Origin of the sequence: Paraburkholderia sp. BL27I4N3 (assembly GCF_003386115.1) — a bacterium.
Lineage (GTDB): Bacteria > Pseudomonadota > Gammaproteobacteria > Burkholderiales > Burkholderiaceae > Paraburkholderia.
On the sequence record NZ_QREJ01000001.1, the window covers coordinates 6,309,717 to 6,327,881 of the forward strand.

14 protein-coding genes are annotated in these 18,165 nt (G+C 61.0%); 4 read left to right on the forward strand and 10 right to left on the reverse strand.

Annotated elements, in window-relative coordinates:
• Nucleotides 1–30 precede the first annotated feature (30 nt).
• The 4 genes from B0G71_RS28690 to B0G71_RS28705 form a co-directional block, all read right to left on the reverse strand.
• Entirely contained in the window at nt 31–1,002 is a 972-nt protein-coding gene (locus B0G71_RS28690) for an EAL domain-containing protein (protein WP_116146009.1), read from the reverse strand.
• A 316-nt stretch (nt 1,003–1,318) separates the two neighbouring features.
• Nucleotides 1,319–2,884, reverse strand: a complete 1,566-nt coding sequence (locus B0G71_RS28695; protein ID WP_116146011.1) for a mannose-1-phosphate guanylyltransferase/mannose-6-phosphate isomerase — start codon at nt 2,882–2,884, stop codon at nt 1,319–1,321.
• The gene (locus B0G71_RS28700; protein WP_309546272.1) at nt 2,884–4,215 is read right to left on the reverse strand and encodes a glycosyltransferase; all 1,332 of its coding nucleotides are present in this window, start codon (nt 4,213–4,215) and stop codon (nt 2,884–2,886) included. Before B0G71_RS28700 ends, B0G71_RS28695 begins: the two co-directional genes overlap by 1 nt.
• Nucleotides 4,104–4,961 (reverse strand): Crp/Fnr family transcriptional regulator, encoded by an 858-nt coding sequence (locus B0G71_RS28705; protein WP_241974810.1) that lies wholly within the window; start codon nt 4,959–4,961, stop codon nt 4,104–4,106. The genes B0G71_RS28700 and B0G71_RS28705 overlap by 112 nt, the downstream gene beginning before the upstream one ends.
• A 204-nt stretch (nt 4,962–5,165) precedes the next feature.
• Between B0G71_RS28705 and B0G71_RS28710 the strand changes: the two genes are divergently transcribed.
• The 4 genes from B0G71_RS28710 (at nt 5,166) to B0G71_RS28725 (ending at nt 9,932) form a co-directional block, all read left to right on the forward strand.
• The gene (locus B0G71_RS28710; protein WP_258875678.1) at nt 5,166–6,479 is read left to right on the forward strand and encodes a FecR family protein; all 1,314 of its coding nucleotides are present in this window, start codon (nt 5,166–5,168) and stop codon (nt 6,477–6,479) included.
• Nucleotides 6,467–8,332, forward strand: coding sequence for a CHASE2 domain-containing protein (locus B0G71_RS28715; protein ID WP_116146014.1), 1,866 nt, complete (start codon nt 6,467–6,469; stop codon nt 8,330–8,332). The genes B0G71_RS28710 and B0G71_RS28715 overlap by 13 nt, the downstream gene beginning before the upstream one ends.
• Before the next feature lie 58 nt (nt 8,333–8,390).
• Entirely contained in the window at nt 8,391–9,635 is a 1,245-nt protein-coding gene (locus tag B0G71_RS28720; protein WP_258875679.1) for a tetratricopeptide repeat protein, read from the forward strand.
• A gap of 69 nt (nt 9,636–9,704) precedes the next feature.
• Nucleotides 9,705–9,932, forward strand: a complete 228-nt coding sequence (locus B0G71_RS28725) for a hypothetical protein (protein ID WP_116146017.1) — start codon at nt 9,705–9,707, stop codon at nt 9,930–9,932.
• 59 nt (nt 9,933–9,991) lie between these two features.
• On the opposite strand, the gene B0G71_RS28730 is transcribed toward B0G71_RS28725, so the two are convergent.
• From B0G71_RS28730 to B0G71_RS28755, 6 genes are read right to left on the reverse strand one after another with little or no spacing between them, the layout of a single operon-like run.
• Nucleotides 9,992–12,505, reverse strand: a complete 2,514-nt coding sequence (locus B0G71_RS28730; RefSeq protein WP_258875680.1) for a glycosyltransferase family 4 protein — start codon at nt 12,503–12,505, stop codon at nt 9,992–9,994.
• The gene (locus tag B0G71_RS28735; RefSeq protein WP_116146020.1) at nt 12,432–13,463 is read right to left on the reverse strand and encodes a glycosyltransferase family 4 protein; all 1,032 of its coding nucleotides are present in this window, start codon (nt 13,461–13,463) and stop codon (nt 12,432–12,434) included. Before B0G71_RS28735 ends, B0G71_RS28730 begins: the two co-directional genes overlap by 74 nt.
• Nucleotides 13,460–14,764 (reverse strand): methyltransferase domain-containing protein, encoded by a 1,305-nt coding sequence (locus B0G71_RS28740; protein WP_116146022.1) that lies wholly within the window; start codon nt 14,762–14,764, stop codon nt 13,460–13,462. The genes B0G71_RS28735 and B0G71_RS28740 overlap by 4 nt, the downstream gene beginning before the upstream one ends.
• 5 nt (nt 14,765–14,769) lie before the next feature.
• Complete coding sequence (locus tag B0G71_RS28745; RefSeq protein WP_241974815.1) at nt 14,770–15,984, reverse strand: ABC transporter ATP-binding protein; 1,215 nt, start codon at nt 15,982–15,984, stop codon at nt 14,770–14,772.
• Nucleotides 15,985–16,010: 26 nt separating this feature from the next.
• Complete coding sequence (locus tag B0G71_RS28750; RefSeq protein ID WP_241974816.1) at nt 16,011–16,814, reverse strand: ABC transporter permease; 804 nt, start codon at nt 16,812–16,814, stop codon at nt 16,011–16,013.
• Between the two features lie 22 nt (nt 16,815–16,836).
• Nucleotides 16,837–18,042: a glycosyltransferase family 1 protein gene (locus B0G71_RS28755; protein ID WP_116146025.1), complete on the reverse strand. Its 1,206-nt coding sequence runs from the start codon at nt 18,040–18,042 to the stop codon at nt 16,837–16,839.
• Between the last annotated feature and the right edge of the window lie 123 nt (nt 18,043–18,165).

Here is an 18,165-nt window from a genome sequence, read left to right on the forward strand (position 1 = left end):
GCTGCTGCGAATCCATGATGCATTCGTCTTTCACGCTCCATGCTCCGTTCCGGACAGATTGTGTAACGCGCTTATCGACGTCTTCGCCGACGCAAACGCGCGAAGTTGATCGATTGCCATCGGCTTCCCATACCAGTATCCCTGCGCGAGGTCGATTCCCGAGCGTTGGACCACATCGTGTTCTGCAGCGTTCTCCACGCCTTCCACGACAACTTTCGCACCAAGTGAATGCACCAGCGCAGCGATTGACTTCAGAAAATGGATGCGCGCTTCGCCGCGCATGGCCAAAAATCTCCGGTCTACTTTCACGTGGTCGAACCGGAAGTCCGCGAGTAAGTCCAGATTGCTGAAGCCGGTGCCGAAATCGTCGAGTGAGAGGCGTACATGGCGTTGCCTCAAATGGCCAAGCGCCCTGACAACGCGCGGCGTACGCTCGACGCAACTGCGCTCGGTGAGTTCCAGAACGAGACGCTCCATTATCGGACCGGCGGACTCACAGATGTCCTTGACAAAGCAGTCTTCCATCAGATGCCGGGCGCAGATATTTACCGATATATGCCAGTGCTGAGCAAACGGCAGTTGGGCCAGTGCGCTATTCGCCTCGCGCAGCACGAAACGGGTCAACGCGCAGAGCAGACGCGTGCCTTCAAGTTCTCCAATGAACTGCCCAGGGCCCCCGGCTCCGAACGTTGGATGGTCCCACCGGAGCAGGGCTTCCATGCCGACGCAATCTCGCGTGCGGATGTCCACAATGGGCTGATAGACAACATGGAACTCCCCGCGGCGAAGACCGATGCGCGCCGCACGCCGCAATCTTGTTTTTGGGCGAACCAGGTGACCGACGTACACAGCCGCGAGGCAAGCCGATAGAGCGGTAAACAGCACCACGGCTTCTCGAGATGCGATCAGGCTGGCCCCGAGGAAGCCGGCCGCGCCCAACGCAGCGGCAACAATCACCCTCACTTCAAGATGCCCTTCGAATACAGGTCGCAGCCGGCGCATTCGTGCTCTGCAGCGTGGGAAAAATCGCATGGCGTTGCTTTCGCACCGTTATCTGTTTTGCGTACTATGACCTGACTGCGTTTGGAAAACGAGTAACAGCGACGTATCAAAACTTGCGTATCAGGATCATCGTCACACGCGGTGAGTCGCCCGGTCACGTTCGGTGAGTACGGCGTGACCTTCCGCTGGAAGGACTGCCGCGCAAAAGGACGCATCCGCGACGAGACTATGGCGCTCCAGACCGGCTACTTCATGCTCCGTTTCGCGCGCGCAACCAGACTGTCGGCTCGGCGGCAACGCGGCCCCAAAAAATGGATCAAGCGGCTGTGGATGCGCGAGTTTCCGACGTATTCGCCGCACTTACATCGCGACCGTACTGATCGTCGAAACGAACGATGTCGTCCTCGCCGAGGTAGCTGCCACACTGAACCTCGATCATCTCGAGTGGAACCCGTCCGACGTTTTCCAGCCGGTGTTTGACGCCCAACGGTACATAGGTCGATTCATTTTCCGCGAGCAGGAATGTCTCTTCACCACGAGTCACGCGCGCAGTACCGCTGACCACGATCCAATGCTCGGCACGGTGATGGTGAAGCTGCAGGGAGAGGGCTGCGCCCGGCCTGACCACAATACGCTTGACCTGGAAGCGCGGACCATGTTCGATCGATTCGTAATGGCCCCATGGCCGGTGAACCTTGCGGTGATGCTTCGCTTCACTGCTGCCGCGATCGTTAAGCTGTCGGACGACCGCCTTGACGTCCTGGGCATGATGCCTGTCCGCAACGAGCACTGCATCCGCCGTTTCCACGACAATCAGGTCCCTGGCACCGATGCAGGCCACGAGCCGACCTTCCGAGTGGACATAGGTGCCGAAAGAGTCTGTGAGCACTACATCACCCCGCGCGACATTGCCGGCTTCGTCCTGAGGCAAGGCGCTCCACACCGCATCCCAGGACCCCACATCTGACCAGCCCGCGTTCAGCGGCACAACCGCGGCGGTGAGACCGATTTCCTCGAGGCGCTCCATGACCGCATAGTCGATGGACTCCGACGGACAGGTCGCAAATTCATCCCGCCCTATCCGCATTGCCTTCAGATCGCCGTCCTCGCGCTGGAACGCGGCGGCGCACGCTTGTGCAATGTCGGGCCGCAACGCGTCGATTGCGCGCAACCACACCGATGCGCGCATCACGAAAATGCCGCTGTTCCACCAGTGCCGCTTACCTTCCACAAACGCGACCGCCACATCCTGATCGGGTTTTTCGACGAAGCGCTGAAGGGCGCGCGCCCCGCTTGCCGGTTCGGTGCTGATGGGACCGCCCAATTCAATATAACCGTAGCCGCATTCCGCACGGTCTGGCACGACGCCTAGCGTCACGATCTGGCCAGTCTGGGCAATTCGCGCGGCTGCACGGACAGCCTGTTCGAACGCGGGCACGTCTGCAATCGCATGATCGGCAGGCGTCACGACCAGCACCGGATCGTCACCGCCACAGCGGGCCGCAAGCGCGGCGAGCGTGAGCGCGGGCGCGGTGTTGCGACTAGCCGGTTCGACTATCATCTGCCAGTCTCGCGAACTCGCCTTCAACTCGTCGGCAGCAAGAAAGCGATGTTCCTCAGCGCAGATCAGCAGTCCCCGGTGGCCTGCATCGGTTGCCAGACAATCGAGCCGCGTTACTGACTGAGCCAGTAGTGAAACGTCGCCCAGCACCCCGATCATCTGCTTCGGGTGTCCCTCACGGGAGAGCGGCCATAGCCGCGTGCCGGAACCACCTGCCAGGACTACCGGGAGGATCAGCGGCGTGGGGCGGGGCGCTGCAGCCGGACCATCTTCCACTGACCGCTGTTGTGACTCGCCGAAACGTGGGAGCGTCATATCCATTATTGCTTCTCCAATACCGCACGGGGATTTGCAGACAAAGGGGCTTCCGCAAGTGGCCCGTTATGCGGCGGCTTCATGGGCATCACTGTGCGCCTGCCTGAATTGCGTTCGTCAATCACTTTCTGATAAATCGCGCGGTATGCAGCCGCGGTGCGATGGGCGGTAAAGAGGTTTTCAAAGCGCTGTGTCGCGCGCCGACCCATGCGTTCGCACAGCAGCGAGTCTTCCCACAGTTCGTGCATCGCTTGCGCCAATTCACCGGGATTATCCGGAGCGACTACCAGTCCGGTTTCTCCGTCGGCGTTCACGAAGCTGGTGCCCGTGCCGATCTCGCACGTGATCATCGGCTTGCCCATCATCGCGGCTTCGAGCAGCGAGATGCCAAATGCTTCCGCGCGATCCGGTGAGGGCATGACTAACGCACGACTGAGCCGGATGAGGGCTACCTTGTCGACTTCAGACACGCGGCCAGCGAAATGAACATTGCTTGCGCCGCACTGGGCTACCAGCGCACGGATTTCATCTGTAAGAGGACCGTCGCCTACCAGCACGAGCGGATAACCGGTTTGCCGGATCGCTTCAATCAGGACTGGCAGTCCCTTGTAGTAGCGGAAGACGCCGACAAACAGGAAGAACGGGCCGCCGATGCGCTCGCTCCAGCTACGCATCAGCGCATCATCGGGCACGGGGTAGTAGGCCGAGGTGAGACCCAGTGGCACCACTTCGACTTTTTTCGGAAAGAGCTTCAGCACCTCACTGGTCGCCGCGTATTGCGGTGACGTCGCTACAATGCGATCAACGCCACCGAGAAAGCGATGCATGAGCGGCCGATACATGGCAAGCAGCCGCGGTTGCCGCCGAATGTCCGCGTGATAGGTAACCACCGTCGGTTTGCGCGCGTGCGCAGCGAGATACGCGATATCTGCCATCGGCCAGGGAAAATGCAGATGCAGGATATCCGCCTCTTCGCTCAGCTCACGAAAGCGCCGCACCGCGCGCCACGACAATTCGACCGACGCGACCTTGAAGCGGCTCCTGACGCGCTCGACTTCATGACCTGGCATGCTGAGAAAGCGCTCCCCTCCCCGCTGGGTTGTCAAGGTCAACACGGTGTTCCTGATTCCCAAGTCCGCGCCAGCGCGGCACAAATGGTAGATCGACTGCTCTGCCCCGCCAATCGTGTCCGGCAGATAGGTCCTGTAAAAGTGTAAAACGCGCATCAGTCTGCCTTTGAGGTGCCTGTCGGACGCCGGAATTTTTCGAGGCGGTTGCTGCTGTCTACAACAGCAGCCGCGTTTCCGTGCAGAGGCGGCTGCTCGGCGCCGGTGCATTCGCTTATCGCTTTGGCACGCAGTTGCAGTTCAGCCTCCCCTCTTGCAAGCTTCGTGAGCAAGGCCGCATTGCGGACGATCAGGCGCCGATAGTCACGCTCGATGACCTGTCCGTCGATAAGCGTGCGGATGGCTCGCGACACCGTTTCCCGGCTCACGTTGGCCATGATCGCTATGGCCTGCTGATTTGGCAGGTTCTCGATCGTCAGCAGGTCCCCGGCGCTCTTTCGCATCGACGATTCCAGCACCGAATACACCCTCGAATACGCACGGGTGAGGCCTAGCATCGACCGGTAATTAGAGGCCTGGCGGATGGTGCGGCACAACCGTTGCAATAACGCCTCGACAACTGCAGGATTCCGAAAAAAAAGTGCTTGGGCTTCGGCTTTTGGCAGAAACCCCACGACCGATTCGGCCGTCGCGATGATTGATGCGGACCGGGGACCGCCGTCGATAATGGACAGTTCGCCAAAGTAGTCGCCTGGCTCAACAAAGTTCAGCCCGACCTCCCTGCCGTCTTCCGACAGCGCGATGACCTGCAGGCGGCCAGACATCAGCATCAGCAGGGACGAACCCGCATCGCCCTTATGGACAACGAACTCCCTTTTGCTGAAGCGGCGATAGCGGATATGGCGGCTCGTCTCTTCAATGACTTCATCTGCCACGTTACGTAGCAGTTTCTGCTGTTTCAGTAGATCGATAGCCTTCGGCGGGCCCGTGTTAGTAGTTACATGTTCTGTCGACATCTCTCGAATGCTTTCCCCGGCTGTGACACGCAGAGAAGATAGGCGCACTTTGCACGGATATCTGTGACGACCGTCACATCATCCAGCCAAAAAATGTCTGATCATTGCGGCAACAATGGACCACATTGCCTCGCCGCTTTCGGGGAAAAAAAGTAGATGCAAAAATGCATGACGATGGGGCCAGTCGCCGCACTACGATTCGTTGTGGGCGCGACTTTCTTCTTGTACGGGGCTGCCAATGCACAGCCTGTGACGCTCGGCAACGCAGTTGTCGTGATTGGCAAGGCGTGTGCGCAGCACGCTCAGGCAGACTGTGTGCCTCTTTCCCGCGGCGCCGCCATCGCACAGGGTGATACGGTCGAGACCGGAGTCGACGGCTACGTGTACATAACAACGGTCGATCACGGCTTCATCAGTGTGCGGCCCGATTCGTCGCTAACGTTCGAGCGGTACGAATACGATCCTGCAGAACCCCAAAAGACAGTGATCAAACTGTCGCTGCATAAGGGCGTGGTGAGGGAAATATCCGGCACCGGCGCCCAGGCAGCCCGCGACCACTACCGCATGAATACGCCCGTTGCTGCACTGGGCGTTCGAGGCACCGATTTCACGGTGTTTACCGACGCCAACGTGACACGCGCCGACGTGCGCAGCGGTGGCATCGTGATGACCCCGCTGGGTGCCGGTTGCGCGGCTACGGGCACCGGTCCGTGCGAAGGGCCGACTGCGGCACAACTGTTCGCCGGCCAGCCCAACGCAGTGTTGCAGGTTTACCGTGGCAACGCCCACCCGGTTGTGGTCGACTCGGCACTCCCGAGCTTGATCCCTGAGCAGGCGGCCGCAGCACTGAAGAACGAGGAAAACAGCGCACGGGCGGCAATCATGCAGCCGGTCAACCCCGGTGTTGCGCCGGCAGAACTGAGTTTCCCGCTGACAGTGCCTGCCGCCCCATCGGGACCGGCAACCACACCGGCACCCCCGCTCGCGCCCCCTGGCCTGCCCCCGGCACAGCCGCCCGAATCACAACAAATCTTCTGGGGGCGCTTTGCGCCGCTCGCGGCGGCACCGAGCGATACGACATTGGCTGCGCTGCTCCAGCAAGGCAGCGACCAGTTGGGACTGCTCACCCCGTTCGCCATGACACGTACCCCGCAGACGGACATGGTGATGCCCACGTTCGGCACCTTTACATTTGAACTCCAGGCTTCTAGCGCCTACGTGATGAACACTGCAACCGGGACAGCTACGCAGGCGCAGATCAGCAAGCCGTTCCTGTCAGTCAACTTCGGCGCCAGTACCTTTCAGACGAGCCTTAGCCTCAGTGCGAACGGCACGAACTACGCCGTGTCGGCACAAGGTGGCGTCGGCCCCGACGGCAAGCTGCACAGTAACTATGGCTCGCAGGCCACCGTTCTGGGCGGACTCGCCGGCAAGAATGCGACGCAGGCCGGCTATCTGTTCCTGCAGTCTCTTGACGGTAAAAATACGGCGGTTGGAGCCACCCAGTGGTCCCGATAGCAGGCTTGGTTACGCTCGACCGCATCCGCCTCACAATATTCGGACTGGTTTCATTGACCGCGTGCCTGCTGGCGTGCGACATCTGGTTGCCTCAGCCTTACCGCCGGCTCGGATACGCGATCGACGACTGGCAGCAGGTGCAATTGCTGAGCGCCCGGCCGGATTCGCGCATCGCGCTAGTCGACATCGACGAGCACTCGCTGGAAGTCATCGGCCCGTGGCCATGGCCGCGTGCTGTCATCGCACGGCTGGCAGAGAATCTGTTCGCGCAGTATCACGCGAGAGCCGTTGGCCTCGACGTGATGTTCCCTGAGGCCGGATCGCCCGAGGGCGATCACGCGCTACTTGCCGTCGCGCGCCGGTTTCCGCTCGTATTTGCCCAGGCATTCGCACTGTCCAGCAGCGCGAATGTGCCTCATGCGGGTCACCTGGGGGGCGCGCTCGCCGCGGGCACGGGCACGCCGCACGCGCCCGCGGCCTCAGGCTATGTGGGCAACTTCTTCGACACCGCCGACCTGTGTGTGGGACACGTTACGCCGCACGCCAGTCTGGACGGCGTTGTGCGGTCCATCGCCCCGCTCATCGAATATGCGAATGCGGCCTATCCCATGCTTGCGTGGCAACTGATGCATTGCCGTGCCGACGGCCGGTCGCCAGCATTGCCAATCCACAGTCTGCCCGTTGACTCGGACGGATTGATGCACGTGCAGTACAGACATTCAGTCCAGTCATTCGACGTGGTATCCGCTTACGATGTGCTCGCCGAGACGGCGCCCTCCGCGCTGCTCGCAAGTCGTTACGTGCTGGTCGGCTCGTCGGCGCTGGGACTGACAGACCACGTCGCGTCCCCCATCGATCCCTGGTTGCCTGCGGTCGTCGTGCACGCGGAACTGCTCGGCGAAATGCTGGATCTCGAATCTGGCAAAGGGACCACGCTGTCATTTTCATGGCTTCCGATGGTGTGGACCGCCTGCTCGATCATTGCATTTTCCGTCATGTTCCGCACGCAACGCGCGAGCATCGCGCTGGTTGCCCTGGTCGCGGTGACATCGCTATGGCTTGTGCTGCTCGTTTCGACGCGCTGCGTGCCTGCAAGCCTCGCGGCACTGCCGCTGGTTCCGGCCACAGCATTCATGTTTGTTCAGGCGCCCATCGAATGGATCTTTTCACAGGCGGCAATACGTTCGTTTGAACGTCGCTTCAGTCATTACCTGCCGCCGACAGTGCTGCGTGAAATTATCCGGCAGCGAGGGCTCGCCACGTTCAAGCCGGAGCGCCGGCAGATCTCAGTCCTCTTTGTCGACATTGAAGGGTTCACGCGCTTGGCCGAGCAAATGCCGCCTGAAGAGCTGGCGGCGATGACCGATGTCATCCTCAGCACGCTGACGGATTGTGTACTCAAGTCGCAAGGCACGCTGGACAAATACATGGGCGACGCGTTAATGGCGTTCTGGGGCGCGCCCCTTGCTCAACCGGACCATGCCGATCGTGCACTCGATTGCGCACTGGCGATGCTGCGCGGACTGGACGTGCTCAACCGCAGCGCACTGCCCATTCTGGAAGGCAGGACGATCCGCGTACGCATAGGGGTGAATAGCGGGTCCGCTGTGGTCGGCGAAATCGGCTCGACTTTTCGCAAGTCCTATACCGCGATCGGCGATACGGTCAACGTAGCGTCGCGACTTCAGGAGTACGCCCGGACTCTGGAAACCAGTTTGCTGATCGGGCAGGAAACGGCACGGCAGGCCACACGTCATGGCCTGCGGGCATGTGTTCAGGCAACACTGCGCGGGCGCGATGCGGCTGAGCAACTCTATACGCTGAACGAAGGGAAGCCTCATGCAGTTTGTTAGGCAGCGTTGTGCCGCACTGCTGTCGGGCCGCGTAAGGAGCGCAATCTGCAGGCTGGCATTGAGCGCCATTCACCTGACTGCCCTGTTGATCCTTCCGATGTATGCGGTAGCACAAACGCCGCAGAATGCTTTTGAGCAGATCATCAACGACGACCTGCAGGCCCAGGCGCAGGCTGCGATCGGCGAGGGCGACCGAAAGCGCGCACTCGCGTTACTTACCGAACTCGCACAGCGCGATCCCCGCCAGGCAGGCGCCCTACTCGATATCGCCATTCTGTACTGTGAGTTGGGGGAACGAGACCAGTCCCTCCGGACGCTCGCCCGCCTCGAAGCACATTATGAGCTGCCGCCCGCGATCGGGAAACTCATCCTTTACTACAGGGCGAACACCTGCATATCGGTCGAATCGCGGCCGCAGCTCGCTGTGAGCGTGGGGGCCGGCGTGACGTCGAATGCGAACTTCGGCCCTTCCGATCCGATCGTGATCTTCGCACCTGGCGCTCCACTAAACTCCCTGACCCTGGCACCCGAAAACCTGCCGCGCCATGACGAGTACATCGAATCGGCCATTCAGGGCGAGTACCCGATTGCAGCTGTGCCCGGCCTCGAACTGATGGGCGGAATTTCCGACCGCCAATACCGCAGTCTGCACAACTTCGACCAGCGCGCGGTGACCATTGGCGTAACCGACAGAACGAGCTTCATGCATGGTGAGATGGATAACCAGATCACGACGAACGTGCTGTGGCTCGGCACGCATATCTATCAGCGTGATCTGGCATGGCACGGAGGCTTCTGGCTGCCGCCGGCCACATGGCAGCCTTTGCTCATGCGTGGCGGACTCGACCTGACGGTCGTGGACTCCGCCTATCCTGGCAATTCGCTCTACGACGCCATGTACTTCGCCGTGCGTGCCGCCTTCCAGGCACACGTGGGCAAGCGTACATCGATGCAGTTCTTTTTCGGTCCTGCGTGGGACTGGCCACGTAACGGTCGCCCGGGTGGCATGCAGCGCGGTTATTCAGCGTGGCTTTCACTGGACTACGACATGGACCGCCATGGTCAGTTCGAAGCCATCCTGCAGCAACGGACACTGAATGACGCCACCGCCTACGACCCCGTGTTCTTCGGTAGTCTCAACCAGCAGCAGACAATCCGCGTAGCGGCGCTACGTTACACGTTCCCCGTGACGGCCGGCTGGTCCCTTTATGCGCAGATGTCCGCTCAGCGTGTTTCCAGTTCCATCTCACTGTTCGCGTATACCGTGTACAGCGGCTCGCTAGGTCTTTCCTGGAAGTACTGACGACAATCGCTGCGTGAATCGCTAGAATAGCGGCAACCCTATCATCACTTCCGCCGTTACATCCTTTCCATGAAAAACTCGATCAGTGTTTCGCAAACGCCAGCAGCCGCCGAAGACCGGTCGGTCTGCCTGGAATGGCAAGGTCTGCTGCATCACTCGTACGACTCGGTCGACAGCCTGCTGCACGAGGTCACGCACGCAGCGCCGGCGCAGTCCGCAGTTCCCGCACCTACGGTGGAACTCACGGTAATCGGCCAGCCGGACGCGCTGCTGCCGCTCAGCCATTATCTGCTGTAAGAAGCAGTGCTCTAAGCCGAACGGGTGACGGTCGTCCCGACCGGCCCCGTTCTTAGTGCTTATCCGAGAAGCTGCGTGAGCGCCTGCGAGTAGGTGGCGGCAATCGCCGCCCAGTCGCCGTGCGTTTCAACGCGCCGTCGCGCGTTGTGCACCATGCGATCGCGTTCTGTCTGCGTCAGCTCCAGCATCGCATTGATGCCTTGTGCGAAAGCGTGCGGTTCCGCCAACACGTAATCCTGTCCCGCACGGTAACCCAACCCGCGAGCACCAAACTCCGTACTTACTACGGGCAGCCCGACTGCCGCATATTCGAATAGCTTCAGATTGGTCCCGGATCCTGAAATGACCGGGTTCAAACCCAGGTCGCAAATCGCAAGCCAGGTGGCCTTCTCCACATCGCTCACGACACCCAGAAGGCCAACGTTCGCGGGTCGTTCCCATGCTTCCATGACGTGGCAGATGGAACCCAGCAGCAGAAAATGGACCGAAGGCAGCTGCGCGGCAGCCTCCACGACGAGGCGGGCGGCATCGATATTCGGCCCGTGAGCGCTGCCCATGAAGAGTGCGAGGGGGTGCGCCACGCGCAGCGCCGCGCGGCGGTCCTGTATGTGTGCGACCGCACGCAAAGGCGTCGCGGCAACATCGATCCCGTTGGGCACGACAATCAGCTTTGCGTCGTCTGCCGCGCCGTATAGTTCAGCCATGCGTTCGCGGTCCTGGACCGAGCAGGCGGTGACGAGAGACGCCTCCCGCACGGCGCGGCGTTCGAGCGCCGACACCTGGTCAATCGCCCATCGGTGCGGGCCGTAAATATCTGCCTTGAGATCGGCCTCGACGTTGTGCGCCTCATATACGAAAGCCCGCGACGAAACTTTACGCAACGCCGGCACGGTATAGGGATGCGAGCACACAATCAAATCCGCACGCCGTACCAGTGCATCAATGGCGTCGAGCCACTGAGGCGCGGTGTCCGGATGGAGTGCCGCTGCCAGATCTTCAACCGAAGCACCCAGCGTGTGCTCCAGCTGCTGCTCGGCCTCGGCGAACGCCCGGGACTTTGGCACCAGTTCCTCGCTGAAATCAGGGGCAAGCTTGCGCACGCCGTGAAGATGTGAGGGTGCCAGATTGACGAACTGCACCTGGAACTGGTCGGCAACACGCGAATAAAGCCCCTGCAGGCGGAGTTTCCCACCACTGATTACCGGCGCGATGGGAAAGGTATTCATGACGCCGAGAACGGGCTTTGCCTGGCGGGTCACGACGCTGGGTGCAGCCAGCCTCACGGCACCCGCTGCATTAAAGGCATCGGATGCTGTTGTGGTTTGCCGCCCGGCCGCGAGCAACGCGTCGCACAGGCTACCCCAGTCGAGGCGGGCCGCACGCGCATGGCCCACCAGACCCATATCGCGGGCCTTGGGCAAATCAGTGCAGATGCGTCGCATTGCGCCCGCCAGCGCGGCCACCTCTGGCTCGACGACCAGTCCCGAGCGCTCATGCTCGATCAGTTCGAGCGGACCGCCGGAATCCGTCGTAGTCAGAACCGGTTTTGCCGACAGCATTGCTTCCAGCGTGATCAGGCCGTAGTCTTCGTCGCGTGGCACGAACGGCACGCAAACGGCCCGCGCGTACTCCTGCGCCAGCACGGTATCAGGAACGCGGCCGAGAAAGTGTATGCCGCTGTGTCCCGCCGCCACCTCACGCAGCCGCGCTTCATCGGGGCCGCTGCCAGCTATGCGGAATGGCACGTCGACTCCGCTCTGCCTATACGCGTTGATGAGGAGATCGATCCGCTTGGCCGGGTCGAGACGGCTTGCGCTGAAAAGAGTCTCCTGCGGTCCGGATTCAAGACCTTTGAGACCCGTGGGATGGTGATGAACCGCCACCTTTACACCGGGCGGTAAATAGCCCTCACGCGCCGCGACAACGCTGGAAATCGCGGCGTAGTGCACGATCTTGTCCGGCCGCATCGCAACTGCGTCGAGCAGACGGATAACGGCGCGTGTCACGGGCCCGGGAAAGGCCCAGCACGGTGCCTGCGGCGAGCGCTGCCAGGCGGCGTCGAGTGCATCGAGGAGATCCTTGAATTCGAGATCGGCTGCGCGGTAGTTCGCGAGCGCGCTCACGATCCGCGCCGGAATGCCGAGCGCGAGCAGGTCGCCCTCATCGAAGTGCGTGGGCATGCCCGGCGGGTAACAGTCGTAGAGTCCGCGCAGCGTATGCTGAAGATACACGACGTGATTACGGTGCCGGATTGCCCATGCCGGATACTTGGTGCTGATGACCAGATCGAAATGATCGAGGTCGAGCTGCGAAAAGTGGCGATAGCTGGCCAGCAGCTCGCCCATGTTGCGCTCGGGGCTCGGCACCTTGAGCAGGTCCGCCTGGATCCCCGGACGCGCGTTGAACGCCTCGAGCAGCCCCCACCACAGGTTCTCGGCGCCCCCGATCACAAACGGCACCGGACTCGGTGCAACAATGGCAATTCTCATGTAAAACCGGTTAAAGAGGTTGGGTAAGCGCGTCGACGACGTGATGCCACGAGATATCCGCTGCCTGGTAAGCTTCGCGGCCACGAAGCCCCGCTTCGGCGGCTTCGCGTGGATGCTCCGCGAGCCAGTCCAGGCGTCTGGCCAGTGCGTCGGCGTCTGGTTGTTCCACCCAGCCTGTTTCACCGTGGCGAACGAACTCGAGCGGCCCGCCCGAGTCGGTGCACGTAATGACAGGCTTTGAGGACAGCATCGCTTCCAGCGTGATATATCCGTAGTCTTCGTCGAAAGCGGGAAACGCAACGGCCAGCGCGCGCGAGTAAAAGGCGCGCTTCTCCGCTTCGGTCACATGGCCGATCAGCGCTACGCGATCGCCGACACCATGCCGCTCGATCAGCGCGCGAAGCGCATCGCGCTGGCCACCGTCGCCAGCAAGCACGATCTTCAGCGACGAGCGCATGCGCTTCGCCGCTTCGATCAGCAGCGACTGACGCTTGAGCGTTTCCAGACGGCTGGGAAAGAACACGTAGGGCAAAGCGTCTTCGCGCCGGAATGACTCGGCGTGCGCCGGAGGATGATAGAGCGGCGTCGCGGTAATCCGGTTGAAATCGGACAGCCGTGCAGCGACGCGCCCGGAATTGGCGAACACGCGATTTGCACGTGAGAGCGCCGCATTGTCGAACGCGGTGACCTGTGCGCGCAGCCGGGTAAGTTCCGCGGAGGCCTTCGCTGCGTCGTACAGTTCGTAGACAGCGCGGTGCTGGTGCATCACCCAAATCCGGTGATCGGGATGAACGACTCCATAGCCGGGGAACTGCAAGCTGATGACCTGATCGATCGTCACGCCGTTGGGGCGCACGAAATCAAGTGACGCAGCGTGTTCCATGGCCCGCACAATATCCTGTTCGGGCGAGAACCGGAACGGCAGGCGTAACAGCTCGACATCATGCCCAGCCCGCTGTAACGCTTGCACCACACCCGCGATATGGTAGGAAGCGCCCCCGTGCATGAACGGCACAAGGTTGGCCGTCACGAGAATCTTCACGCTTCGCCCCCATCTGCCGCTCTCTTGCGTCCCAGTACCGCGAAGTCCTGCGGACCGCACAAATGCCCGTTGACGCGCTCGGTAAGGGGATCGTTGCCCGGCACCTTCGCCTCTTCCGGGTAAGGGCTGCTGCGAATGATGTCAATTTCCTCGAAGCGGTGATACTTGAGCAGGAACGAGATCGCGCTCGGCGTGATCGGATTGCGATGCGTGAAGTCGTGATAGAAGGTGTGGCTGCCTACCAGTACGTTCTCCGGATTGGGTGTCTCGAACAGGACCGAGCCGCCCTCCACCAGCACACGATAGCTCTCCTGCACGAGCGCGAACAGATAGTCAAACGGCAGATGCTCGATGATATGAAAGCCGGTAACGGCGGCGACCGAGCCTGTGGGCAGGCTACGCAGGAAGGTAAGTGAGTCCGTGCACCGCACGTTCAGTCCCTGTGCGAGGCAGGCATCCACCATCACGCGGTTGACATCAATACCAATCGCGTCGCGGCCGTTTTGCCTGACATAGACCAGCCATTCACCGCGACCACAGCCCACATCCACGATCTCGTGGGTCAGGCCATCTGCTCGCGGCACGCACGTCGCAAGCCAGTCTTTATAGATGGCAAGCTTTGCAAGCACACTTTCGCGGGTGCCACGATTGGCATCCTCGAACGCAAGGTAATAGGCGTCGATGGTTTCCGGCGACACTGCGGGCGTCGGAACGAGGTCCTCGCGCAACTCGACGAAGCGCTGCGATAACTGTTCGATCTGCCGGCCTTGTCGCAGCACGACCCCAACGGTGTTTTCAAAGCGGGCCCGCCATGCGGGCAGCGAGCGCCGCAGCACATAGCGTGCATAGAGGCCATCGGCAGTTCGCCCTGCACGCCGGGCCAGCCCTCCCAGGCCCACGCGTCGCAGCAACTGGTCTGCCGCCGCGGCAGCAATAAGGGCGCTTAACCTCGACACCGGCACTGCAACACGACGCCCCTCCGCAGACATGCGCAGCTTGGCCAGCACGACGAGCCGGCTAACTCCGCGCGCAATCTGCTCCATATAAGTGGCGCGACCCGTTGCATCAGCTTCACGCGCCAGCAGGAGCCGGTATGCACCGTCCACGAACTCCTCGTTGTCAGTAACGAGCAGGTGTTCAATGGCATTCCGCCCTGCAAGGTCGGCGGCACCTGGCACCGGCTCGAAGGCGGAGACCGGACGATCCGGGGCGAGCGTATTGCCCGTGTCATCAGGGGAGGCATGCGCGGCCGCCTCGGCCTTGACACGCGCAATCAGATCTTGGAGTACCGCGTTGGTCATAGTTCTTAAAACGTGGGTTCTACGAAGTTTCGTACCGGGGATTGCTCAAAACGGACTGGCACATAGCACAGTCCGGAAAAAGGAACGTTGCTGAAGCCGGCGATCTCGAACGCCGCAGCAGCATCCCACCAGTGCTGGCAATCATGAATATGGGTATCGTCGGAATGCAGTGCGACGGTCACCGTATATTTGCCAGGGGCGAAATTCAACGGCAGCGAGAAGCGGCAACTTACCCGGCCGTCGGCCGAAAAGTGTGCCGCCTCGCGAAGCAGGGCGGTGTTGGTGCCGAAGACGTCCTGACCAAAGCGGTCGCGAATGAGAATCCCGACGGATAGCTCGGCAGTCTGTTTTGACTCGCATTCGAGTGCGATAGTGATTTCTTCGCCGGACGCAAAGCGCGTTGCGGGGCCAAGCCGGTTTGACAGCACCACGTTGCGGATGCGCGTGCTCAACGCGCCGTACGACTCGGGCGTGGACTCATCCTTCTGCGGCGCGTCGTCATCGATCCCGGCAATCAGTCTGTAGTAGATCTGCGCGGCCTCGTCGGGCAACCCGTCGTACGCGATGGTGCCCTCCGAAAGCAGAATCGCCCGATCGCAGAGCAGCTTTACCGAATTGATGTCGTGAGACACGTATAGGATAGAGCCACCCTTATCGCGGAATTCGCGAATGCGCTTCAGGCATTTCTGCTGAAAGCGCGCATCGCCCACTGCCAGTGCCTCGTCGACAATAAAGCAGACGGGGTCCGCGTGAATGGCCACGGCAAACCCGAGCCGCATGACCATTCCGGACGAATAGGTCCGCAACGGCGCGTCAATGAAGCCGGCCAACTCGGAAAAAGCAACGATCGCGTCGAATCGTTCCTCGATCTCCGCGCTGGTCATCCCAATCAGTCTTGCGTTCACGGCAATGTTTTCGCGACCCGACAGACTGCCGTCGAAACCGGTGCCCAACTCCAGCAGGCCGGCGATGCGTCCACGGCGTTCGATCGTTCCAGCATCGGGCATCAGCACACCGCTCACCAGTTTGAGTAGCGTGGACTTGCCCGCACCGTTTTGTCCCAGCACGCCAATCGCCTCGCCCTGACCGAGCGAAAACGAAATGTCATCGAGGGCAACATGCACGCGATGCCGCGTCTTTCCGAAAAGGCCTTCTAGAAGGCGGTCAGCGGTCCGGTTGTAGATCTTGAAGCGCTTCGATAGCCGTTGGACCTCCAGCACCGGCGAACCTCTCTGCACACGACCTGTCACAGCGTATCCCTCAAATCCGATTGCAGCCGGTCCAGCAGCAGGCGGCTCGCGAGCAGACTGACGCACGCGGCCAGAGCGAGTCCGATTAGCTCCTTTGCTGGCGGATACTGATGCCACACGACGATGCCGTGCACGGCATCGATGGCCCAGAAGATCGGGCTCAGGTGCATCGCCTTTGCGGCCCAAGCCGGCAGGATCGATGCGAGATAGACCACCGGTGTCAGCCAGAACCCGAACTGCAGGAGTATGTTAAGGACGTTCTTGATGTCAGGAATAAAAACGTCGAGGGTACCGAGGATGATGCCAACCCCGTACGCAAACGCGCTTAGCAACAGCGCGATGACGGGCAGTACCAGCCACTGCACACCGATTGGGTGACCGATAATTATCAGGAAGACGGCGAAAAAACCCATGGTAATGCCGTAGACAGCCCACTCGGCGAGCACGATATGAAGCGGCATGATCCATAGGTCGACGCTGATTTTACGGATCAGGTGCGCCTTTGAGCCGTAAACAGGCGTCAGCCGGTTCAGCAGGTTAGCGAAGAGATTCCATGTGAGAAGCCCGCCAATCAGATAAACCGTATACAGATAGGGATCCGCGTCCGCGCCGATCCGTGTGCGCATGAAGCGGGAAAACACAGTACTGAACAGCACGACAAACGTCAAAGGCTGGATCAGCAGCCACGCAGCACCGAGCGCGTTTTCGCGGTGCCGGTCAATGAGATCCTGGCGCGAGAGGAGCAGCACATGCGCAAGACTGGTTCTTAATGTATGCATGAACAGATTGAAGGTGGGCATACGCCTGTCCCGTCTGAAGCTCTCAGGCGACGATCTGGCGATAGACGGCAAGGGTTTCGTCGGCAGTACGCTGCCAACTGAAGCTGCGGGCACGAACGCTTCCGGCTGTGATCAGCCGTTCGCGCAGCGCGCTGTCGTCGATGAGAGCCTGCATGGCTTCAGTAAAGCCTTCGACATCGGCTGCGTCGCGCATGACCGCGGCATCGCCCGCCACTTCCTGCAAAGCGCGGGCCGTCGAACACAGCACCGGGACGCCGGATGCCATTGCTTCTAATACCGGCAGTCCAAAGCCCTCATAGACCGACGGATATACCATCGCAAGTGCGCCCGCAGTCAGGACCGGAATGTCATCGTCGGATACGTAGCCCAGTCTGCGCACGGAACCCTCGCGCAGGCCATGCTCCAGCGCGAGGTGAAGTGAGTCGGTCAGCCACCCCTCCACACCAATGAGAGTCAGCGGGAAATTGCAACGCACCGCGACCGGCAGGCGCGCATGTGCTGCGAGCACGGTATGAAGGTTCTTGCGCGGCTCGAGCGTGCCCACTGCAGCGAAATAGTGACCGTGCACGAGGCCGTACCGTGCCAGTACCTCAGAGGTCGCATCGGAAGAATGCGGCCGGAAGCGCGTCGAGACGCCGTTATAGACGACTCTGATCTTATCGCGCTGCACTGGAAAACAGGCCTGCAATTCATCGCGCACAAAATCCGATACCACGATGATCCTGTCGGACTGCTCGAGAGCGCGCGGAAAGTTGGCACGCAGAAGCGCGAGGCGATGTGCCGGATGGTACTCGGGATAGCGTACCCAGGATACGTCATGTGCAGTAATCACCGTGGGGCCGCGAAACCGGAACGGAATGAAGTTCGGATCGTGATAGACCTGCGGGACGCGCTGCCGCCGTATTCCCGAATCAAAGCGGTACTGTTCGACATGCGGCATGAAACGGTAAATGCCGGGCACGAACCGGCGCGCAAAGCGCTTGGCACTCCCCGCCGCCGCCGTACGCAATGACCTTTCCCCTCCCCCCCCGGCGGAGGATGTGACGGCACCCTTCTCACGCGATGTAGACCAGTGCGTTCCATAGAAAAACCGCACCTGATGTCCCCGTTGCACAAATTCTCGGGCGAGATGTGACGCGTATTGCCCAATACCGGTTAGAGGCGTAAGCAACGCACGCCCTCCCATTGCGATATTGAGCTGCGCGTCGGAATTATGATTTGTGAGCATCGGCTGCCTGCAAAGAGGGGATTCTGGAAGCAGCGCAAGTATCGGGCTTGTTTTCCTGAATTGATGTGACAGCCGTCACATTTTTGCCGGGCTCGATGGATCAGAATGAGCGCCTTCGCAAGG